Below are 20,939 nucleotides of genomic sequence, written 5' to 3'. Positions count from 1 at the left end.
GATAGGGCAAAAACCTTGTTTCCATCCCCTTGCGGGGGAAGTGTAAGCGTAACCCCTCGATTTGGAAGCCTTAGCCTGCATAGATTCTAGAGGCGGTTTGCGACGGATACGAATTTTGTCTCTTTCCAGTCATAAAAATAGAAAGCAAAAATCTCTAAAAGCCTTACAGGATAAAGCAACGGCCGATTAAACGAAAGAATAAGCTTTTCAGCGATTTGCCGAATCGGCCGCATAATCGATTTTTTATTCCTGGGTAGTATGGAAACCTACCCAAGAAAACTACTGTATTTATTGAATTTTCAAGGTTCTGGTTTTGGAACTATAGAGAAAGCACTTAAATAGCTAGCTCAAATTTTGCAACAAAGATAACTTAGCTAAATTATCTGAGCTAGTCAACCCAGCGATTGTGAAGAATTAAAAAGTGACAAATTAACTAATAAAAGCGCTAATATCCTGATTTTGCTGTGTTGTGACGCTCAAATTTAAGTAGCAGCGTAAAATAAGTATCTTGCTTTTTTGTGAGTTTCCAGATAGTAATTATTAGAACGTGTAAGCACTTAAGTATTTCAAGATATTATTTGTCACTTCAGCTTATCTGCTGGCTACTATCTGCGTTGATTCAATGCCATCATGAATGACTCTCGTAAGCGAATTATCACTGCGATCGCCTGGTGTCTGGCCTGGGGTGACAAGGAACAGCTTGATGCTGATGAACTAAGCCAGTTACAGCAAATGCGACAAGCTATCAGCATGGGAAAAGAGGAACCAGCACAGCTAAAATCTTTTGTTGACCAAGCACGGCGACTCTACGAGATACCGGAGAAATACTTTCCAGAGACGCTGCAAAAGTTACAACAAGATTATTCTGACCTTTGGGAACAACAAACACCTATAGGCTTAGTGTATGGTGGTGCTACCAAAATTAAACAGTATGTTTTTGAAGCCGCCAAACTTCCTGATATTCGTGGCGCATCAGCTTTACTAGACCGGATTAACTTGGTTGATTTACCTGCGTTTTTTGGTGGTGAAGTTGCAAAATCAGTTACCGTTGAACGCTGGCTAGATGATAATCAATTTGCGGATTTACGAAAAGCCTTAATCCCTGAACTCATTATTTATTCTACAGGTGGCAGTATTCTGGCATTCTGTCCGGCTGCATTTGTTGACAAATTGGCGAATGCGATTGAAAAACGCTATACTCACGAAACTTTAACCGCAAATTCCTGTGCTGTTGGTGATACTTTTAGATTGCTAGAACTGCGCTTTGGATTGCTAAAAAATCCCATTGAAAAGACTTTATGGTTAGAGGAATATCTAGAAAAACAAGACAAGGCTATCATTAAGGCTTATTTTGACTTACCTGATGTTACTGATCCAAAAGAAAAATTTCGCGATCGCAAAAACTTTAGCGAACTGGTGGGGAAACTAGCTAATCTGTTCAATCAACGTCGGAATGGTAACGATTTACCTGGTGATAAACGTCCCAGCCGTTGTTACCCACCGATGTTTGAAACTCATCCTTACATACAACGAGATGAAAGCGATCGCCGTTCTTTAATTGCAAGAGTTACCGAATTACCAAATAATCCCCGATTTTCGGAAGCTTTAGCACGTAAGCGCATTGTCGGCGATATTGGTAAATTAGGCAGGTTCAAAGATAACTCACAGTGGTTTACCAATCTTAATCTCGGTTGGCAACCAATTGGTATTCGGATTCCCAGTTGGTGTAATGAGTTTGAAGAATTTTTGCAAAAGCCGGAAAACAAGTTATTGGCGGATAGTTATATTGCAGAATATCAAAAGTTTTTAACTCAGCAACAAAACGGACAGATTATAGACAATAACAAGACCATTTATAGTAAGCCAGAAGAAGCGCGATCGCTCAGAGAAATTGGTAATGCTAGCAGTCCTGCGGGTTTTGTTGCCTATATTTACGCTGATGGTAATAATATGGGTGGCTACATCCGCAAGCAAATCAAAACGCCACAACAATATAGAGAATTTAGCAACGATATTTTAGATGCTACTCAACAATCTGTATACAAAGCCTTAGCAAAACATCTGCAAGCGCATCGACTGAATCATCTCACCGATCCAGATAACGAAAACCGCAATGAACGCTGGATTCATCCTTTTGAAATTATCACGATTGGCGGAGATGATGTATTGCTGATTGTGCCAGCTGATAAAGCTTTAGCTGTAGCCAAAACTATTGGTGACGAATTTGAAAACTTGCTTTTAGAAAAAGGCGATCGCTATCAATTAGAAACACTTGGAGAAAAGCCTTATAATCCCAAGTTGGTGCATCGTTACCAAAAACAACTACCCGAAACGCAGCAATGTAAGTTGAGTATGTCAACTGGATTGTTGATTACCGCAGAAGATACGCCGATTTACTATGCAGAAAAACTTACCAGTCAATTACTCAAATCTGCTAAGAAACGAGCCAAGGATCTAAAGCGGGATTATAACTACTATGGTGGAACTGTTGACTTTTTGGTGATGAAAGCAGTAACGATGATTTCTTCTAACATCGAAGAATTCCGCCAACAGGGATTAACCAAAGCTAAGACAGGACTACCCAAACTCAAACTTTATGCTTCCCCCTACACTCTGCACGAACTAGGCGGATTATTAGAGACAGTTAAAGCACTGAAAAAAGTAGAATTTCCGCGATCGCAACTTTATCAAGTTCGCAGTCTCTTAGAACGAGGAAAAAATACAGCGATTCTCAATTATCGTTACTTCCGAGTTCGACTGAAGCAAGGACAAGATGAACTCAAAACAGTATTTGAGGATGCTTGGTGTCAGCCTAAAAATCCCCAAAATACAGGTAATCTCGCTCCTTGGATGTCTTTAAAAGAGCATACTGAAGACAGTGAAAATCAGGATAAAATGACCTACGAAACCATTTGGCGAGAACTGGTAGACTTGTATCCCTTTATTGCTGAAGAAAAAGACGAAAACCAGGGAAATCAAGGGACAGGGAAAAAGGATGAAAGGAGAGTAGGTGCATGATTCACCTCGATAGGCTTTCTCAAGTTCAGCCAGAAACGATAAGCTTAACAGCTGTAATTGATACCGCTTTATGTGTGGGTGCAGGTGGTTCCTCTGGATCGTTAGCAGATAAGCCAATTGTGCGGAATGCTCAAAAACAACTCATAATTCCAGCTTCTCAACTTAAAGGGAGACTACGCCATGAGTGCGAAAAGCTGGCTAGGGGTTTAGGTTGGCAAATCTTTGAATCTCCAGCAGCAGAAACATTGTCTCCTTTAGAAGTTAACGAAGATCGGAGTCATTTACGGCAAGATTATACAGTCGAAGGCTACCGGGGATATCACTGCTTGGTTTCGCAAATATTTGGCGATCCCTTTTTACCATCGCGGGTGATTGTGGACGATTTAATCTGCAAAGTTCCAGAAGAAGAATTACCGGAAGTTCTCAGGCCAGGTGTTACCATCAACCGTAAGCGTCGCACTGCGGAAGAGAGAAAATTATACTTGCTCGAAACTTCTCCAGCAAATGCACAATTAGAATTTGAGGGTGAGATTCACCTGCTGAAACCTAACTGTCCTGAATATGCTAAACCGTTGATATTAGCGGCGTTACATCATATTCATGCTTTGGGTGGGAGTAAATCTGCTGGTTTGGGTTGGCTGACATGGAAAGACTTGCCGCAAATGTCTGCAACTGATGCAGCTTGGTTAGGTTTAAAGGCAAAGAAGGCAAATTTATGAAGCGTATTGAGTTAAATATCAAAGTGCGATCGCCTCTGGCATTAGGTACGCAAAAACCCGGAGGTTCTGTTAATGAAGTTGAAGAATATATACCAGGTGTAGTCATACGAGGTGCGATCGCTTCTCAAATTCTGCAAAAATCTCATCAGCAGTTCGCTAATTTAGAACAAAATGGTGGCGAATTTCAGACTTTATTTTTAGGCGATCGTTCTGCTATTTTTCAAAATGCTTATCCCGCTATTGCCAAAGATGGTGATGACTATAAATTTGTAACTAACGAGATCCAAGTTTTACCTGCTACCGCCGTTAGTTCTAAAACCAATCCCGGCTTTAAACCGAAACATGGTGTATTTGATACTTTAATTGATTGGTTTTGGTCAGAACAATATCATCAACCCTACGATCCTAGCAGTGTTGGAGCATTAGACGAAAAGACAGATGCACGAGTAGAAACATACAGTGGTTTCTACAGTCAAGAAAATGGTAAATATTACAGTCATAGCGCCAGCAGTCGCTTTCTTACCCGCGTTGGAATCAATCGCCGCCGCGCCACTTCTGCTGAAGATATTCTTTACAGCATTGCAGTTTTGAATGAGTCTTTTCCGAAAAATAGAAAGTCTAGTGTTGTGGAATGGGAAGATTTTGTTTACCGCAGTTATGTTGTAGTTGAAGATGATACTTTAGCTGATAAATTAGCTACTTTTATCAATAATAATTCGCAAATTTTTCGTCTTGGTGGTTCTATTTCTAGGGGTTTAGGTAAGGTAGAAATTCAAGCTAAACCTGTTAAATATATAGATGATATTTCTACAAGAATTAATAAATTTAACCAAGCTATTAAAAATCGTTTGCAAGATTGGCAAGAAGCATTCGGCAAACTCGAAAATAATCCATTAGAAAATAAAACATATTTTACGCTTGACCTCCAATCTGATGCAATTCTTACTGAAGACTGGCGCAGAACTACAGTTATTTCTGCAAATATGCTCAAAGAAATTGCTGGGATTGATGCTGAAGTTGATGATAACTTAAAACTCCATGTAGCATACAGCAGCTATGATTACCGTTCTGGGTGGAATGCAGCTTGGGGTTTGATGAAGGATGTAGAACTAGTGACAAATCAAGGCGCAGTTTATTTGTTTAGCACCACTCAGCCACAACCTTGGCTAGAAGCATTAGCTAAATTAGAACAGAGAGGAATAGGCGATCGCACTTGCGAAGGTTATGGACAGGTGCAAGTTTGTCACGAATTTCATCAAGTATTTTGGGAGAATGCAGTATGAGTGATTGGTCTGAACAAAAAAAGGAACTGAAAATTCAGCAAGGAATCCGCCAAGCCGAAGATGATTTAGTCATAGCTATTCAAAAAGCTTTAGATAATAGTAAATATGGCGAGTTAGAAGAATCTCAATTTCGTAATTTAGTACGAGTTTCCGACACAACAGAAAGTACAGAAGTAATTAAAAACTTTATTCGTTATCAAGTAGGACGTGATGAAAAATGGGGTAAAGGTAAAGAATCCCTAGCGGAACAAATAATTCAAGATATTGATAATTTAATTAATAATCTTTCTAAAAAAATAGCTCAAGAAGCTAAAAGCGAAAATTTGAATCATATTTTATTAGAACTGACTCGTCGCTATCTTGGTTACGGTTCGCGTTATCTAGTTTATAAACGTAAAGGTCAATCTTAATTATTATGTTTGATGTTTTTAGAAATCGTTTAGAAATAACAGGAACACTCACAACTGTCACGGCTTTAAGAATTAGCGCCGGACGTTCAACTGAGCCAATTGGTGCAGATTTACCCGTCATCAAAGACGCTTTAGGTAGGCCTTTAATTCCAGGCGCAAGCTTTAAAGGAGCCTTGCGATCGCGTTTAGAAAGTTTCTTGCGAGGAATCGATCCAAAATTTGCTGCAAATCCAGCTTTAGAATCAGAATGGTCAATTCCTCCTGATAGAATGTCTGAGTTTAAAAATAGTATCAATAATCTTGCAAATCAGGCGAAAGAAGAACAATTACATCAATTTATTCTTGATCGTACTGACTTAGTTTCCTTTTTATTTGGTTCGCCTTGGTTAGCAAGTAAATTCCAAGTTCGAGATTTAACAGTATTACCTGATAGCTGGTTTGGACAATATCAAGAAAGAGATGGCGTAGCAATTGAACGCGATACGGAAACAGCAGGGGATGGAAAATTATATGATTTTCAAGTTGTTCCGGCGGGAACACCTTTTGAATTCCGCGCCGTTGTAGAGAATGCTGAACCTCATGAATTAGGTTTATTGATGATTGGGTTACATCAATTTGAAACAGAACAAATACCTCTAGGTGGAGGGCGATCGCGCGGTTTGGGTGTTGTTAAACTAGATATTAATAAGATGTGGTGGTTTGAATACCCAGATAACAATCCAGAACAATTGTTAATTTACCTACAAAGGTTAGTCAATGGAGAAAAAGACCATTATAAGTGCAACCAAGAACAGTTAGAATCACATAAGCAGAATTGGACAAAAGCTCTCATTGATTATTTAAGAGCAAATATTAATCATAGTTCTCCCACCGCAACCGAACAAATTACTTGATGAGGTCAATATGGCGTTCAGTAATTACAAAACTATTGGTGAAGTCCTCAAAGCATTTCAGGTTATCTATACAGAAGCAAATTTTATTGGTGAAGTCGCCTTTAATATTGCTGATTACTTCCGCGAGGACTTAGAAACCATGATGCGGGATGGCGTGGTTGATAATTCTGAATTTGCTATCTGTGAGAATCTAATTTACCCAGTTCTTAAAGAAGTTTGGAAATTATATCGTACTAAGTTTATTCTTTGGAGTCATCAGTCATTAAATTATGACGAGAAATTATCGGGATTTCCTGAGTACATTTTAGCGAAGAAATCGCCTTTAGGGAAAGTAGTATTCGATAAGCCATACTTCATTTTAGTAGAAGCAAAGCAAGATAATTTTGAAACAGGTTGGTCACAATGTCTGGCAGAAATGATTGCTGCTCAAAGACTGAATGGAGAGTTGCAGATAGTTATATTTGGCATTGTCTCTAATGGAGTAACATGGCAGTTTGGTAAACTCGAATCTGATACATTTACAAGAAATATTCTGCCTTATTCGATTTATGAGCTAGAAAAATTATTTGCTGCTGTAAATTATGTCTTTCAACAATGTGAATTACAGCTAAATACTTTGATAGCTGCTTAATATACTAAATTTATCTCAAAATAATTATTCATGCATAAACGATTAGTAAATCATTGCATTATAGAACTAAGTTTGATTCCTGATGGCCCCATTTTGATTAAATCAGGTAAAGAAGGAGCAGACCCTACAAAACCGCAAATGGAGTTTGTTGAAACCTACCATACTGGCGGACGTTCTATTTATCTTCCTGGTAGTTCTCTTAAAGGTGCAATTCGCGCTCATGCAGAAAGAATTGTCAGAACAGTAGGTAGCGATAGCAGGAATGATGCAAAGCTTTGGGCTAGTAATCCTTTAAAACAAAATGAATATGAATATCTCAAAAATCAAAACTTAACTCCTCCACAAATTTATCAACAATCTTCGTTTACCGATCAAATATTTGGTAGTACCGAAATCGCCAGCCGTTTGAGAATTGAAGATGCTTATCCCGACAAATCCCAACCGCTAAAAATTGAAGAACGTAATGGTGTAGCTATAGATAGAGTTTTCGGTTCTGTCGCCGTTGGGCCTTTTGACTACCAAGTTTGTACATCTGGCGAATTTCGTACCAAAATCCACTTAAAAAACTTCTGTTTAGCACAGTTAGGCTTAATAGGTTTAGTACTGCGCGATTTAAATGATGGTTGGTTTGCAATTGGCTTCGCTAAATCTCGCGGTTTAGGTTCCGTGAAAGTGCAATACCACTCAGCCACAATTCAATATCCTGGCTGCGAACTTCAAGATAAACGCATTCACCAGTTTGGTACTCAGCAATCTTGGCCCCATACTTCTTTATTAGGTGCTGGCGAGTTTTTAAGAACAGAGAATGCAAATCCCTATGGATTCCCCATTCCAGATGAGCAACAAACCCCAATTGCTGCTGAAGAAATGGCTTTTGGTTTTGGCGTACAACTGAGTTGGGTAGGTGATAGCGAAACAGGCGTAAAAGACTTATTTATGAGGGCTGTTCGCGCTTGGAGTGAACTTGTGCGCCAGGGGGGAACAGCATGTGCTTCGTAGGCGTTCATCAAAAATCCGCCACAGAGTTAATTAAACTTTTGGAAAAACTTTCTACCCCAGATAGCTGCTACTTTCTGCGCTGGACAAACCGAGTTAGCGGTTTTTGGCGACGACGTTCTGAAATAGAATCATTAAAAGAAGATATTTGCGATCGCTTACTAAATCATCCATCACAACAATTTCCCAGTCCAGAAGGGCAATTATTCAATCATCACCTAGAACTGCGTTGGAAAAAACAGGGTGAATTATATAAAGTCTTACTCCTCACCACCCTAAAACTTGAGCCAGGATTTGAACCTGTTGGTGAAAATTGGGAAGTTTTGGATCGCAATGCACATCAGTATTCTGCTACAGACTCTCGCTTTCCCCAAGGCTTTACATCTGACGACGTTAAAATTGCCCAACGTTATTTTAGAGACTCCACCACTGCAACAGTACATTTTGTCGCCCTTACCATACCCAAGTAATTAAACGCAGAAACTCAATAACCGTTATTCTTTTGACTTTTGACTTAATTTATGACGCGCACTCCCTCAAATCCTTCACAGCAAGCAATTAGCCCCAAACCTTATAAGTTAGTTGCTCTCCCCAGCCAACCACCAAACCGCCAACGTCCAGCCGGACAAGAACGTTTTCGCCAAGACCGTTTAAGTGGGAAAATATCATTGCGCTTAACAGTGCAAACTAATACTGTTGTCGCATCAGGTGCGATCGCACTGGGTATCGATATACTTGGTTTAAATAAAAATAGTCCTGACTTAATTAAAACTGCGGTACGACGAGACAGGCGCTTAATTATTCCGGGAAGTTCTTTTAAAGGTGTGGTACGTTCTGCTTATGAAGCTATTACCCAAAGCTGTTTATGCAAGGTAACACCAGAAACTAAAAGACAAAATTGGGTTCCGGATAAATATCAAGAATGTCAAATTAATCAAGCCAAAAATAGAATAGAAATCTGTCCCGCTTGTCAAGTTTTTGGTGCTATGAATTGGCAAGGATTAATTCGCTTTACAGATGCTATCTGTGAAACTACGAAATTTAGAGTTAAGTTTATCCCTTCACTATATCAACCCCAACCCGAACCATATAATAAAATCACCAAACAAAAGCACCTCAATTCCGAATATTTTGGGAATCATGGTAAGGTGCGCGGACGCAAGTTTTATTACCATGCATTACAAGCAATTGAAGGTGGAAATCGCGGTATTGAAACTCAACAAGCAGGTAATCAGTATACATTTACAACTGATTTGTATTTTATGAATTTATCTGCTGCTGAACTCGGCACTTTATTAATAGTACTAGGTCAAGATACACCAAAACATCCAATTGCCTTAAAAGTAGGTAGCGGTAAACCCATAGGTATGGGAACAATGACAGTAGATGTCACTGCAATTGAACAACCTACTAATATGTGCGATCGCTATTTATCTTTTCAACCAGAAACCAACCAATTAACTGGCGAAAAGTTAGAAAATTTTAAACGAAATGCCATCAAAAAAGCCCACGAAACCAAGTTAGTACAACCAGAACAATTGCAACAATTAACTGAGATATTGAAATATCCTACCAATCGCCAAGCACCAGAGGGTATGTACTAATGGCAATTCCCAATAACTTGCAGGATGAACACTGGAAAGTAGCTCATGAAATTGCTCAATCGCTAGTACTAGATAAGACAGATGTAAACGAATTAGATAAAGCGATCGCTTATTTACGCGCTAATAGCGAACAGCCAAAAGCAGGTGCAAAATTCTTTAAGTATCTCAGCATTTTAGTTAAAAATGGTGAATATATCAGTCATAGTAATAAGACTGTGGAATACTACGAAAGTATTGCCGCAGCTTGCCAACAGCTACAACCTTATAAACATGATGCCTTATTAATGATTCAAATTTTAGGATGGACGAAACGTTTAATGCGCTATTATCGGAAAGTAGGCGTTCCCGATTTACAAGGCGATCGTTCAATTGATGTAAAATCTGTCCAAGCTTTAGCAAGACCGAAAAATACAGAACGCCCTCAACCTCATAGAAAATGAAGCGGAAAGCCAGAAAAATTAAAGGTAGTGGCTTGTCTAAACTAAAATGTTGCAATAAAAAAGGTTCGTAGTTGCGCTTTAGCGCTTTTTAAGATAAAAATTTAATGCACAACTTTAGGCTAGACACATCCTACATTTATTAATTATTAGTTTCAAATAACTTTATCTCCATAAGCAACATAAGCAGAATCAGTCACAATTCCCATCAACGTCACAGGTGCATTTGCTGAAGCATAATATTCCACCTGCGATGCTAAATCATCAATTGCTTTGATGCGTTGTTTACCAGGATTAACATAAACTACTAAAACTGTAGCTGGTGGCAAAATTTTTAAAACTAAATCGATTTGCTCCTTAACTTTTTCTTCCTTCTTATTCGCTGCTTCTGCTTCCGACATTCTCGTAAAATCCTGTCCAGATAATAGATTAGAATTTACCAAATCCAGAACCAAAACACCCCCTAATTGGTTTTTAGGTTTTGACTTTTCATTCCAAAACCTGACTTTTTGGAAACCTCTTTGCTTGAGTAGCTTAAATTCTTTGGTTTCCAAACCAGTAGACGGTAAATAATATTCAACAATAGTCAAACCAATTACTCTCTCTCGCTGTAAAGTCCGCTTGATATTTTCGACTTCTGCTTTGACTAAATTAGCCAGATTATTGTTAACCTCTTGGCGAATCATATCACTAGCTACCTTCTTGGCATCATCCAAATTCTTACCAAAAATAAAGGCTAACACTGCTCCTAAAAAAGCAAAAACAACCAGAGTGAATTGCATTGCTCCAACAAACTTATTAAAGCTCTCACCAAGACGGGTATTAGCATCTTTCAGAAACTCTAATTGGCTTTTGAGTAGCTCAACATCTAGCGTTCTTGCAGGCGTGGGTATTGGTAAAGGACTTGGAGAAGGCGCAGGAGTTTGGGCAAATAAAAAATCACCCAATTGAGATGGATCAAATAAGGGTAGCCAATCCATAAATTTTCATTATAAGTTTTAGTGCTTGTCCACAATGATAATAGTACTAATGCATATAATGAAAACATGGTTGTGATGCTGTCAAAACCAATGTAGGCAAAGATTTATTTACTCCTTTACCCCGCAAGGGGATGGAAACATGATTTGTCCACCAGTAAAGCAATGTTGATGGTACATACTGTGACTTCCTACCCATTCCCCGCAAGGGGACTATGGAACAAATCGCTAACGTGTAGCTTGCTTCCTCGCAGAGAAAGTTACGTAACTATAGGACTTACGCAATTGGCACAAATAGCAGGCAGGGCACAGCCCTGACACGCGACAATATAAATCAAACCAAGTACATAAAAATACTTGGGCGCTTCAGTTGCTGAATTAAATAATTAGAAAGCAAGTTATGCTTGATTTGATAGATAGTTTTGCCAGTTCTATAGGCTAAATTCTTTAACCTAACCCAAACCAACATTGCACAAGCAATATGATTTCTTTGGAGTCTAGCTTTCCGACACTGGCAAGATTCAATGCCAGTTAGTTGTTTAATTTCCCTGTGAAACTCCTCTATTTTCCAACGAATTTTACACACCTGTTGTACAACATCCGTGGAACTTTGAGATAAATCGTTAGTGGCGACATAATCCGTTCTGTTGGTAGAAACAGTAACCCGGAATAGTTTCACTTTTTTATTAGCTGGGAATCCTTTAATTTTTATGATTTTACCACAGTCTAATTCTTCTTGGTTCCATTCTAATAATTCAATCCGTTTATATTTTTCTTGACCAAATGTATCATCAACTAAACGATTATTTTTTAAAGGGCAATAATAAATTTTGTCTAAGCTATCAATATATAGCATTAAACTGTGTACCGCATACCATGTATCCATCAAAACAGTATCAAATGGTAAAAGCTTATGATACACAAGGTTTTGGAGCATATCTTTCACATGGTCTATCTTGGTTTTCCCATCGACATCAGGATTAAAAATTCGATAATCTATGACCCAAAATCTTTGAAGTGTAGGGTTGACATACACGCAGCTAACTACACCAATGCCTTTCAGGACACCATGCTCATTACCACTATATTGTCTTCTGACTATTTCTATTTCTTCAGAATACTTTTTATCTAAAACGCTATCATCAAATATGATGTAACCATTTTCATCAGACTCAACGACCTCTTTCACGTTATCCCATAGTAAACGAGGTGTTAATTTTTCGGTTTTCAAATAATAGTTAATTGCGTCATGACTAATACTCTCTAAATGCTCTGCCAAATTGGTAATTGTATAATTAATTTGACTACTTAATAAATATTGGCAGTAATTAAGCTTAGTAAATCTCATTACCCTTAGCGAAATTTATCTAATATAACCTCTACCTATTTTCTCACGAATATTTCGATAGTACTTCCAAGACAGCGACTTCTATTACGAAGGCAAAGCTTTCAAAATCAGATTTAATTAATACATATGTACTATGAACTAACGATCGCATTGTGCCAGTTGCGTAAGTCCTGAACTACTCTAAGGGTCTTCTATGAAATACGCCCAACATCGAACCAGACGCTGCGCGAATAGGCATTTTTACCTCTGATTTTGAAAAATTACCAGTCAAATCTCTATTTAATTGATTTATTGCTAAATAATCCTATTGCAGGCTATATTATTGCTCTACAGATTACTATAAATATTGAAAGCATTTATTTGAATAATCATCACTTAGAAGGATTTGTTTCTAGTAATATTCAACTTAAACTTATGCTGTATTACAGCGAATTAGTTTAAATAAATAACCAAATATTAGATGTTGTGTACTTTAAATAACAAATTAATGATTTTAAATTGTTAGCAAATTAACCAAAATTCTTCTAGTTATATTTAACTTTTTTAAAGCTGCTAGCTGCGATACATATCAATAAACACTTTTTTGATAAAAAAACTACTCCCAAGTTTTTTATTTTGACTCTTTTGACAACTGCTAAAAAAATCCTTAAGCTAAAAGATAGGTTTAACAACCAAAGAGAAAACGGCGATTTCTTTTGCCAACATCTAAGAGTCGTTATCTCACAATTTCCGTATGAAGCAATGAATCGAAACTGAAATCCTTCACTAAAGATTGAACTCCGGCCTTCAATTCCTCTATCACAAACCTATTATTTAAACAACCGGATATCGCCCCAGATATATGTATTTCTATATTCCGGTAATGGGTAGAGAAGTTGTAGTGCAATCTCTTGGGTATCAATCGTAGAAGTTTATTTGAGGTAAAGCAGATATGCCTAGGAGAATACTGTGTTTGAGTATCTAACAAATTTGAACGATCACAATTTACCGTATCCAGATACGCTACATCCCATCGTTGTCCACTTCGTAATTGCGATGGTGTTGTTTGCCTTTTGTTGCGATGTTATCGGTTATTTTACTCGCAACTTCCGCCTATTTGAGGTGAGTTGGTGGAATATGTTCATCGCGACAATTTCCATCTTTGTTGCCATCATTTTTGGGCAATTTGAAGCAGGTTTAGCACATCCTTATGAAGCTGCGAAATCAGTCTTGAATACACATACGCTCATTGGCTGGTCGCTGTCAGGAATTATTGCGGCAGTTACAGCTTGGCGCTATGTCATTCGTGCCCGCGACCCACAAAGAATATCAATTTATTATTTGGGTGCAGGGTTAATTTTAACAGCAATAGTTGGCTTGCAAGTATACCTGGGTGATGAATTGGTTTGGGTATATGGACTGCATACAGTACCAGTTGTTGAAGCACTCAGAGACGGTATCTTGCCATGAACTCAGAACTAATTAATCAATTAAGCGGGCAACTAGGCCCAAACGGCTTACCTTACAGCATTCCTGTTCATCCCAATTTAGTCCATCTCACTCTAGGCCTATTCATCATTGGGATTACCTTTGATTTTGTTGGGGCACTGTTCCCTTTCCAGAAATGGGTCTTTAAATTTTTAGCGATTTCTGTTGAACGTACCAACTTCTTTGATGTTGGCTGGTACAACATGGTAGCTGCATCTGCTATTACCTTTTTCACTGTAGCGGCTGGCTTTTACGAAATGTTGCTGGCACAACCCCCAACTAATGTGAAAAGTGCTTGGGGATTACAAGCAATGGAGACGATGGTTTGGCATGGTGTTGGTGGCGTGTTGTTACTAGCAATCATTATCGGTATGACTGTCTGGAGAGGATACCAACGCTTTGTTACTCGCCGCGATGAAGAGAAACAAGTGCGATCGCGCTATCTCATCACAGGTGTAGTAGTCATGTTTATCTTATATCTCCACGGCACTTTAGGTGCCCAACTAGCTGCCGAATTTGGCGTTCACAATACAGCGGATAGTTTGTTGCGATTAGGCCAAGACCTCAACACAGTGCTTAAGTAATTCTGCTTCGCAGAGTCCAAAGTAATTAATTTTGACTCTTGACCAATGACTTTTGACTATTGACCATGAAACTCCAGAAGACATTAAACATTTTGACACTAATAACAGGCGCGATCGCCGTGACTGTTACTAGTATCTGGGTAGGTAAGCAGGCTTATACCTGGCTTCCTCCCCAAGCGGCGGCTGAATCTCTCCTAATTGATGATTTAATCAGCTTCTTGGTAACGTTAGGTGCATTCATCTTTTTGGGAGTGACTGCCACTCTCTTGTATTCTGTAATTTTCCATCGCGCAGTTAAAGGTGATTTCAGCGATGGCCCGGCAATCGAGGGTAATTTAACCCTAGAAGTTGTCTGGACAGCTATCCCTATCCTCCTAGTATTTTGGATTGCAGGTTACAGTTACCAAGTCTATGAAAAGATGGGCATTCAAGGCCCGATGGAACTGGTTCACTTGCATAATCCAATGGGAATGGAATCGGCTTATGCAGCACCGATCGAGGACAAAGAGGCATTCCCTGTAGAAAACATCGATGTGGTTGCTAAACAATGGGCATGGGTCTTCCACTATCCAGAAAGAGATGTTACTAGTAGCGAACTACATCTGCCAAGCGATCGCAGAGTGCGTTTGAATTTGAAATCAGAAGATGTCCTTCACGGCTTCTACGTTCCCGCATTCCGCCTGAAGCAAGACATCATTCCCAACCACAATATTGACTTTGAGTTCACACCCATCCGCCCTGGCAAATACCAACTGACCGATTCGCAATATAGCGGCACATACTTCGCAACCATGCACGCAGATGTGGTAGTTGAATCTCCTGAAGATTATCACCAATGGCTAGCCCAAGCTGCAACCCACAAACTTGCACCCGCTGAAAATCAAGCAGCTTATGAGTATGCCCAAGCCTCTAGTCAGTCAGTCAAAACTGGTTGGACTACAGTCGCACCTGGGTCTGCGCCTTTAGTCAACTATCCTGGTTGAAAGGAAATTAATCGATGACAAATATTCCTATTGAAGGCCTCAGTCTCCCTAGTGGGAAGCCTCACCACGAATCCCCAGGTGACTGGAAGCGATACTTTAGCTTTAGCACTGACCACAAAGTTATTGGTATCCAGTACCTCGTTACCTCATTCATCTTCTTTCTTGTTGGCGGTATCTTTGCAATGGTAATTCGGGGCGAACTCATCACCCCCGAATCAGACCTCATCGACCGCACCGTCTATAACGGTATGTTCACCATGCACGGCACTGTGATGCTGTTTTTATGGACATTCCCCTCTCTAGATGAACTAACGTCGGACATTTTATGCTAAACTGCTCTGACATTGAGTTTTAGAGCTTTATGCGGGTCGGTTACGTTAGAGTATCGAAATTTGAACAGAGCGATGCGCTGACTCAGCAAACCGCCAGAATTGAAAAAGCTGGCTGTAGCTTGATTTTTTCTGACATCGAATCTGGGCGAAGCGACAGCCGGAAAAACTTCAACAAAATGCTCGCGATGTGCCGCGAAGGACAAATAAAAGAAATCGTTATCACTCGAATCGATAGACTGGCTAGGTCTGTGATGACCATCGCTAAAACAATAGCACTACTCGAAAAGTTGAATATCAAACTTGTCATCTTAGATGCCCCCGTAGAAGACGCGTCAAGCCCATTTGGGTGGTTTTCCCTAAATCAAATGGCAGGACTAGCCGAGTTTGAATCTCGGTTGTTACAGAGCAGAGTAAACCACGGATTAGAGCATTTTCGCGAACAAAACAAAGCTTATCAGCCACCGTTCGGGTTCGCTAGAGTTGACGGGAAATATGTTCCCGATCTGACTATAAATGAGCCCAGTGGAAAAACTAATTGGGCAATAGCACACGAAATTATTCAATATTTTTTATCTAAAAAAACTTCGCTGCGAAATACTATTCAACACTTTATAAAAGAATTCAATATTCAGTTTTCCCCTCCAGGGCTACGCTCTTGGTTGTTGAACCCAGTGCTGCGAGGTCACACTAGATATAACGTAAAATTTAATCGCGTTAACCCCGAAAAATGGGATATTCGAGAAAATACCCATCAGCCTTTGATCTCAAAAGAAGTTTACCAACAGATTGAAACTCGGCTTAGAGAAAATCAACGCCTGTGGGGTAGGAACTTTGAGAGTGCCACACAAACAGATATTGGCGGGCGTTTATTGTCTGGGCAAATTATCTGCGGTTCCTGCGGAGGGAAATGTTATGTCCATGATGTTAAGAGATCGATGGGATTGCGATGCAAACGTCGCAGGGTTTACGGCGAAACTGCTTGTAGCAATAGAACCGCAGTTTCACTCTTGAAGGTTGTCGATGCCGTTGACGCTGCCCTAACAACAAGAGCGATCGAGATCAGGGACTATGTTGTCAGCAGCCAGCCATCGAACGAAGATACCCCGGAAATTATCGAGCTTAAATCCCGTCTTGAGGTACTGCGAAAACTTCCCAGAGATTCGATCATTGAAGAAGCAATCGACCGAACAGTAGTCAAGATTCAGCAACTTCAGCAACAAAACATTCAATTCGCTTTTGTTGGGGCAAGTTTGCAAAAAGAATTAATAGACACCTTCGGTGATGATGAGTTCCTTGAGGTCATGCCAGATGAAACCAAGAAGGGTTTGTACAAAAAATTTGTAAAGGAAGTAAAAGTTCTAAACGGCAATGTCATCGCCGTGTTGTTGGTTGAGATACTGCGGTAGCAACTCTGGGTTTGTCATGATCATTTTTTTTGTTGCTTTATCTACATTCAACGGCTTCACCAAACGAAATAACATAGCTAGCCTGAGCAGTTCTTCGGATAGAGTTTCGTTGTTCCTTGGAATGTAGCGAGACACATCAAATTCGGTTTTTCTTTGCGGCATGATTTCTCTGTGGCGTTCTATTTTTAGGTTAGTTTGTCGGCTGAAAATTTCTGTAACGTGCGATGCTTAAGGCTGGCTTGCAATTCGCCCTGGCTGCTTGGTTATTTTGGGCGATCGCAACTTCAATTCTTGCACTTGTTCGCTTAAGCTGACCCAGGACAGTTTCAGTTTTTGGTCTATCCTCACAATCGTACCCTTCGAGTTGTAGGAAGCTTGTTCGGAGCCAGAGCAAAAGATGCGATCGCCTATTTTGATTCGTGATTACTTCAACCCACAAGGACTTTGCTCCCGTAAAACTGTGCATTTGCAACAATGAAATACGGTAGCGTGTCTCAAATTGTGTGCGATCGCGATAATTAATGATTTCCTCCAAACAGTTCTGTTTGCAAACAAATCTTTCTCCGATCAAATAAGCCTCCACTTAAAAAACAGAGAAAGAGTTGTCCATCAATACAACTTGAGTGAAATTTGTGTGCGTGAATTAACTTGCAGCGAAACCATACACCTTTAATTATTTATACACACTTGTTTTTATTTTGACAATTTTTTGTATCTAAAATAATTAGATTTTTAGGCCAATGTATATTATGCTTCAGCTTTGTTTCTTTAAAGACTTAAGCACAATGAGATTTATTTAATGTGAAACTTATTAGAGCGATCAACGATTGTATGTTCTTTTTCAATACAAGTGTTTAAAGTTATGGTTGATAACCGAACACTGAATTTTTAGGGCATTCCAGTATCACAAATTCCTAATTCATTAGTATTTTGCTGCAAATAGCTTTCAGCAATTATAGCAAGTCAATTTGCTACACATATCACGAATAAAAAAATAATACTGCTTATCTAATAGGTTTTAATATTTACATATTCAGATTGCAACGAGTATTTTTATAAAGTAGATTTTAGAATGAATCAGTAATTAAATTTTGTTGGATTTTCAGATAAGAAATCTAAGGTGAATGTCCTTGTTCATAAGTATTTCTGCAAGTTTTTAGTATCTATATTTTGAGTAGAACTTGTCAAAGATGATTTTGCCAATTAACCACATGATGGTTTGTGTAGTTCTATTGAAAATCGCCTCATAAATGTTTGTATAAAATATATTCAATTTCCAAATCAAGTACCACTTAAGAACAGTTTTCAGGCAACCAGCTTCAGCACTCCGCACTTACCCGTATTCAGCCATCAAGATGACGATGGTTTAAAAGTCAGAGCGAAAAACTGTTGTATCGGAACTAAACTGTCGTCAGAAACTGACTGATTATATTGCCAAAAACAACTTTCTGAGCATAAATTATGTCAAGGGTGGCATCGCTACTATTCACCCAAGTCCAACTTACTTAATCACTGCCTGCACCGACTGGCTTCTGCTGGCTAATGTTTCTACTGCCGCAGATGCTACTTGAGCCACAGCTTCTGTAGGGAGCGATCGCAATTTAGTGATAATCTGCTGTAATGTGTCATCAGACGGCAACTCACCTTTTACCAGGTAGGTTTGCAGTTCCGCCAGCGTCCATCCTTTTAATGCTGCCAGCTTTTCAAGATTTCCTGTATCAGGGAAAGCCAAACCAGATTCCCAGAAATTCACACAAGACTTACTCACACCCAACTGTTGAGAGAAACGGCGTTGTGATGTAGTACCTCGTAGCCCTTTAATCAATTGTGCTAATCTTTCTGCCTTGTTTGCCATATTAAGATTTTATTGATTTGTTGTCAGCGAGCGCATGAATTGAATGGTAGCAAACACACATCCGTCGATAACCCGCAACTTGGGTTACTTTAGATAAATAAAACTAATGCAATCATCAAATTCAACTGCATCTACTTTAAAATATATAGTTCTTTCTTGCTCGGAGTAGCTTCTAACGCTTAAACACTTATCGGTTAATTATTGCCTTTTGAAAAGCTCTATTTTTCAACCTAGATCGGATTATTTATATTTATAAACCATGACTTTGTTGATAGTTAAATTCTGACTTTCTTACCATACACAATCCTAAATAAACGTTCTATATTTATAGCAATACAGCCAGTATTAATTAATCAGAGAACAAGCAGACTTTAGTATTACTAGGTTGAGGTTAATCCAAAAAACTTGATTCTTGACTTTTAACTAAGGGTTGATGAGTTGGCAGTACCATTGCAAACGTCAACTGGTGATTTCAATGGTTATGGTTGTATGCTTTTGTTCACCCTCAATCTGGACGGACATATTGGTGGATTCGTTGCTTAGTCAAAATTGAATTATTTAACCGTGTCCTGGAGGATTTTGCTCGTCACTTTGGTATTGGTCAAACCAAGCAAGTCGTTTTGGTTTTAGATCGAGCTGGATGGCATACGAGTGACAAAGTAAAACTACCAGATGGCATCCATTTGTCGTTTTTACCTTCTCACTCACCAGAATTACAACCACTTCTAGCGTCTGTGGACACTGACGAATGAACCAATTGCTAATCGTAGTTTTGAGAATTTGGATGCTGTTGAGGAAGAATTATTTCAACGCTGTTGCCAAATCCTTGAACGTCCCGATTTTATTAGTGGTTTGACTAATTTTTATTGGTGGTCTAAATTGGTGGCTTAATTATGGTTAATTAACCGGACATTATATAACTCCAAAATCTAAAATTGTTATGAAATTAGGGGCTTCCTCCGCGAGAAGGCTCGCTGAGAGATTTAGTACTGCTACGTCTTGAGATTATGATTCAGCAGATTGGATGTTCTAATTAAATGCAGATATTTCCACATCTGATAAATCTTTGAACAGCGTGGTACTCAAGTAACGTTCGCCAAAACTAGGTTGAACCATAACTATTAACTTACCGCTATTTTCTGGACGCTTTGCGACTTGAATAGCTGCATACAAAGCTGCACCTGTAGAGATACCAGACAATAAACCTTCTTCTCTTGCTAACCTACGACTATAAGCGATCGCATCTTCATCCGATACACCAATCACTTCATCAAAGAGTTCCAAACGGCAAATAGCTGGGATAAATCCGGCTCCAATTCCCTGAATTTTATGCGCTCCCGATTTCCCTCCCGAAAGCACCGGACTATTACTCGGTTCTACTGCAATAGTTTGAAAACTGGGTTTACGTTGTTTAATTACCTCAGCTACACCAGTTAATGTTCCGCCAGTACCGACTCCCGCTACTAAAATATCTACCTCTCCATCGGTATCTGACCAAATTTCTTCAGCAGTGGTTTCGCGATGAATTTTAGGATTAGCTGGGTTACGGAACTGTTGCAACATATAGGCATTGGGTAATTCTGTCACAATTTGCTCGGCTCTAGCGATCGCTCCCCGCATTCCTTCTAAACCAGGGGTTAATTCCAACTGTGCGCCATAAGCTCGCAACATCGCCTGTCTTTCTGTACTCATCGTATCTGGCATGGTCAGAATCAGATGATAGCCTTTAGCAGCAGCCACCATTGCTAAAGCGATACCCGTATTCCCAGAGGTTGGTTCTACTAACGTTGTCTTACCTGGATGAATTAAACCCGCCTCTTCTGCATTTTCCACCATACTCACACCAATTCTGTCCTTGACAGATGCAGATGGATTCAAGCTTTCTAACTTCACCAAAATCTGTGCTAAAGCTCCCTCCGCTTCAGGAATCCTATTTAGCCGAACCAATGGTGTACGTCCGACTATCTCTGTAATATCGTTGGCAATTTTCATAACA

General features: G+C 39.3%; 19 protein-coding genes, 2 pseudogenes and 1 CRISPR repeat array (1 of these 22 only partly in view). Of the genes and pseudogenes, 16 read left to right on the top strand and 5 right to left on the bottom strand.

Annotated features, from left to right (window positions below; translation table 11 throughout):
- Nucleotides 1-53: a CRISPR direct-repeat array (repeat unit 36 nt; unit sequence GTTTCCATCCCCTTGCGGGGGAAGTGTAAGCGTAAC); it reaches 1,302 nt to the left of the window's first position.
- A 577-nt stretch (nucleotides 54-630) separates the two neighbouring features.
- From cas10 to AACU33_RS03060, 10 genes are read left to right on the top strand one after another with little or no spacing between them, the layout of a single operon-like run.
- The gene (gene cas10 / locus AACU33_RS03105; protein WP_096586997.1) at nucleotides 631-3,018 is read left to right on the top strand and encodes a type III-B CRISPR-associated protein Cas10/Cmr2; all 2,388 of its coding nucleotides are present in this window, start codon (nucleotides 631-633) and stop codon (nucleotides 3,016-3,018) included.
- Nucleotides 3,015-3,737, top strand: a complete 723-nt coding sequence (locus AACU33_RS03100) for an RAMP superfamily CRISPR-associated protein (RefSeq protein WP_096586996.1) — start codon at nucleotides 3,015-3,017, stop codon at nucleotides 3,735-3,737. Before cas10 ends, AACU33_RS03100 begins: the two co-directional genes overlap by 4 nt.
- Nucleotides 3,734-5,020, top strand: a complete 1,287-nt coding sequence (gene csx10, locus AACU33_RS03095) for a type III-D CRISPR-associated RAMP protein Csx10 (RefSeq protein WP_096586995.1) — start codon at nucleotides 3,734-3,736, stop codon at nucleotides 5,018-5,020. Before AACU33_RS03100 ends, csx10 begins: the two co-directional genes overlap by 4 nt.
- Nucleotides 5,017-5,430, top strand: coding sequence for a hypothetical protein (locus tag AACU33_RS03090; RefSeq protein ID WP_096586994.1), 414 nt, complete (start codon nucleotides 5,017-5,019; stop codon nucleotides 5,428-5,430). Before csx10 ends, AACU33_RS03090 begins: the two co-directional genes overlap by 4 nt.
- 5 nt (nucleotides 5,431-5,435) lie before the next feature.
- A complete protein-coding gene (gene csx7 / locus AACU33_RS03085) occupies nucleotides 5,436-6,323 on the top strand; it encodes a type III CRISPR-associated RAMP protein Csx7 (protein WP_096586993.1) in 888 nt (295 codons plus the stop codon).
- A 10-nt stretch (nucleotides 6,324-6,333) separates the two neighbouring features.
- Complete coding sequence (locus tag AACU33_RS03080) at nucleotides 6,334-6,954, top strand: hypothetical protein (RefSeq protein ID WP_096586992.1); 621 nt, start codon at nucleotides 6,334-6,336, stop codon at nucleotides 6,952-6,954.
- A 30-nt stretch (nucleotides 6,955-6,984) separates the two neighbouring features.
- On the top strand, nucleotides 6,985-7,953 hold the full coding sequence (locus AACU33_RS03075; protein ID WP_096586991.1) for an RAMP superfamily CRISPR-associated protein: 969 nt from the start codon (nucleotides 6,985-6,987) through the stop codon (nucleotides 7,951-7,953).
- On the top strand, nucleotides 7,941-8,420 hold the full coding sequence (locus tag AACU33_RS03070; protein WP_096586990.1) for a hypothetical protein: 480 nt from the start codon (nucleotides 7,941-7,943) through the stop codon (nucleotides 8,418-8,420). The genes AACU33_RS03075 and AACU33_RS03070 overlap by 13 nt, the downstream gene beginning before the upstream one ends.
- A 51-nt stretch (nucleotides 8,421-8,471) precedes the next feature.
- Nucleotides 8,472-9,554: an RAMP superfamily CRISPR-associated protein gene (locus tag AACU33_RS03065; RefSeq protein WP_096586989.1), complete on the top strand. Its 1,083-nt coding sequence runs from the start codon at nucleotides 8,472-8,474 to the stop codon at nucleotides 9,552-9,554.
- The gene (locus tag AACU33_RS03060; RefSeq protein WP_096586988.1) at nucleotides 9,554-9,994 is read left to right on the top strand and encodes a hypothetical protein; all 441 of its coding nucleotides are present in this window, start codon (nucleotides 9,554-9,556) and stop codon (nucleotides 9,992-9,994) included. Before AACU33_RS03065 ends, AACU33_RS03060 begins: the two co-directional genes overlap by 1 nt.
- Nucleotides 9,995-10,146: 152 nt before the next feature.
- On the opposite strand, the gene AACU33_RS03055 is transcribed toward AACU33_RS03060, so the two are convergent.
- On the bottom strand, nucleotides 10,147-10,971 hold the full coding sequence (locus tag AACU33_RS03055; protein ID WP_096586987.1) for a hypothetical protein: 825 nt from the start codon (nucleotides 10,969-10,971) through the stop codon (nucleotides 10,147-10,149).
- A 331-nt stretch (nucleotides 10,972-11,302) separates the two neighbouring features.
- Nucleotides 11,303-12,316 carry an IS701 family transposase gene (locus AACU33_RS03050; protein ID WP_096586986.1) on the bottom strand — a complete coding sequence of 338 codons (1,014 nt, stop codon included), beginning with the start codon at nucleotides 12,314-12,316 and terminating at the stop codon, nucleotides 11,303-11,305.
- A gap of 948 nt (nucleotides 12,317-13,264) precedes the next feature.
- Here AACU33_RS03050 and AACU33_RS03045 point away from each other — a divergent pair.
- The 5 genes and pseudogenes from AACU33_RS03045 (at nucleotide 13,265) to xisF (ending at nucleotide 17,088) form a co-directional block, all read left to right on the top strand.
- The gene (locus tag AACU33_RS03045; RefSeq protein ID WP_096586984.1) at nucleotides 13,265-13,765 is read left to right on the top strand and encodes a DUF2231 domain-containing protein; all 501 of its coding nucleotides are present in this window, start codon (nucleotides 13,265-13,267) and stop codon (nucleotides 13,763-13,765) included.
- Nucleotides 13,762-14,367, top strand: a complete 606-nt coding sequence (locus tag AACU33_RS03040) for a DUF2231 domain-containing protein (protein WP_096586983.1) — start codon at nucleotides 13,762-13,764, stop codon at nucleotides 14,365-14,367. The genes AACU33_RS03045 and AACU33_RS03040 overlap by 4 nt, the downstream gene beginning before the upstream one ends.
- A gap of 65 nt (nucleotides 14,368-14,432) precedes the next feature.
- A complete protein-coding gene (locus tag AACU33_RS03035; RefSeq protein WP_096586982.1) occupies nucleotides 14,433-15,350 on the top strand; it encodes a cytochrome c oxidase subunit II in 918 nt (305 codons plus the stop codon).
- Between the two features lie 14 nt (nucleotides 15,351-15,364).
- A pseudogene (locus AACU33_RS03030) lies at nucleotides 15,365-15,652 on the top strand (cbb3-type cytochrome c oxidase subunit I); the annotation flags it as partial.
- A gap of 59 nt (nucleotides 15,653-15,711) precedes the next feature.
- Nucleotides 15,712-17,088: a fdxN element excision recombinase XisF gene (xisF, locus tag AACU33_RS03025; RefSeq protein ID WP_096586981.1), complete on the top strand. Its 1,377-nt coding sequence runs from the start codon at nucleotides 15,712-15,714 to the stop codon at nucleotides 17,086-17,088.
- Nucleotides 17,089-17,278: 190 nt separating this feature from the next.
- On the opposite strand, the gene AACU33_RS03020 is transcribed toward xisF, so the two are convergent.
- A complete protein-coding gene (locus AACU33_RS03020) occupies nucleotides 17,279-17,623 on the bottom strand; it encodes a hypothetical protein (protein WP_096586980.1) in 345 nt (114 codons plus the stop codon).
- Nucleotides 17,624-18,589: 966 nt separating this feature from the next.
- On the bottom strand, nucleotides 18,590-18,943 hold the full coding sequence (locus AACU33_RS03015) for a helix-turn-helix domain-containing protein (protein WP_096586979.1): 354 nt from the start codon (nucleotides 18,941-18,943) through the stop codon (nucleotides 18,590-18,592).
- 485 nt (nucleotides 18,944-19,428) lie between these two features.
- Between AACU33_RS03015 and AACU33_RS03010 the strand changes: the two are divergent.
- Nucleotides 19,429-19,668: pseudogene (locus AACU33_RS03010) on the top strand (transposase); the annotation flags it as partial.
- A 304-nt stretch (nucleotides 19,669-19,972) separates the two neighbouring features.
- Here the strand turns inward: AACU33_RS03010 and cysK are convergent.
- On the bottom strand, nucleotides 19,973-20,935 hold the full coding sequence (gene cysK, locus AACU33_RS03005) for a cysteine synthase A (protein WP_096586977.1): 963 nt from the start codon (nucleotides 20,933-20,935) through the stop codon (nucleotides 19,973-19,975).
- Nucleotides 20,936-20,939: the final 4 nt, after the last annotated feature.

It is taken from the genome of Calothrix sp. NIES-2098, assembly GCF_963875125.1.
In the GTDB taxonomy this organism is placed as follows: domain Bacteria; phylum Cyanobacteriota; class Cyanobacteriia; order Cyanobacteriales; family Nostocaceae; genus Aulosira.
This window is presented reverse-complemented; position numbering and strand designations above follow the sequence as displayed.

Excerpts from the sequence above, each read along its gene's own strand:
- AACU33_RS03060 (WP_096586988.1), top strand. The coding sequence starts at position 9,554 with ATGGCAATTCCCAATAACTTGCAGGATGAACACTGGAAAGTAGCTCAT.
- AACU33_RS03065 (WP_096586989.1), top strand. The coding sequence starts at position 8,472 with ATGACGCGCACTCCCTCAAATCCTTCACAGCAAGCAATTAGCCCCAAA.
- csx10 (WP_096586995.1), top strand. The coding sequence starts at position 3,734 with ATGAAGCGTATTGAGTTAAATATCAAAGTGCGATCGCCTCTGGCATTA.
- cysK (WP_096586977.1), bottom strand. The coding sequence starts at position 20,935 with ATGAAAATTGCCAACGATATTACAGAGATAGTCGGACGTACACCATTG.
- cas10 (WP_096586997.1), top strand. The coding sequence starts at position 631 with ATGAATGACTCTCGTAAGCGAATTATCACTGCGATCGCCTGGTGTCTG.
- AACU33_RS03090 (WP_096586994.1), top strand. The coding sequence starts at position 5,017 with ATGAGTGATTGGTCTGAACAAAAAAAGGAACTGAAAATTCAGCAAGGA.
- xisF (WP_096586981.1), top strand. The coding sequence starts at position 15,712 with ATGCGGGTCGGTTACGTTAGAGTATCGAAATTTGAACAGAGCGATGCG.
- AACU33_RS03070 (WP_096586990.1), top strand. The coding sequence starts at position 7,941 with ATGTGCTTCGTAGGCGTTCATCAAAAATCCGCCACAGAGTTAATTAAA.
- AACU33_RS03040 (WP_096586983.1), top strand. The coding sequence starts at position 13,762 with ATGAACTCAGAACTAATTAATCAATTAAGCGGGCAACTAGGCCCAAAC.
- AACU33_RS03075 (WP_096586991.1), top strand. The coding sequence starts at position 6,985 with ATGCATAAACGATTAGTAAATCATTGCATTATAGAACTAAGTTTGATT.
- AACU33_RS03100 (WP_096586996.1), top strand. The coding sequence starts at position 3,015 with ATGATTCACCTCGATAGGCTTTCTCAAGTTCAGCCAGAAACGATAAGC.
- AACU33_RS03015 (WP_096586979.1), bottom strand. The coding sequence starts at position 18,943 with ATGGCAAACAAGGCAGAAAGATTAGCACAATTGATTAAAGGGCTACGA.
- AACU33_RS03050 (WP_096586986.1), bottom strand. The coding sequence starts at position 12,316 with ATGAGATTTACTAAGCTTAATTACTGCCAATATTTATTAAGTAGTCAA.
- AACU33_RS03080 (WP_096586992.1), top strand. The coding sequence starts at position 6,334 with ATGGCGTTCAGTAATTACAAAACTATTGGTGAAGTCCTCAAAGCATTT.
- AACU33_RS03055 (WP_096586987.1), bottom strand. The coding sequence starts at position 10,971 with ATGGATTGGCTACCCTTATTTGATCCATCTCAATTGGGTGATTTTTTA.
- AACU33_RS03035 (WP_096586982.1), top strand. The coding sequence starts at position 14,433 with ATGAAACTCCAGAAGACATTAAACATTTTGACACTAATAACAGGCGCG.
- csx7 (WP_096586993.1), top strand. The coding sequence starts at position 5,436 with ATGTTTGATGTTTTTAGAAATCGTTTAGAAATAACAGGAACACTCACA.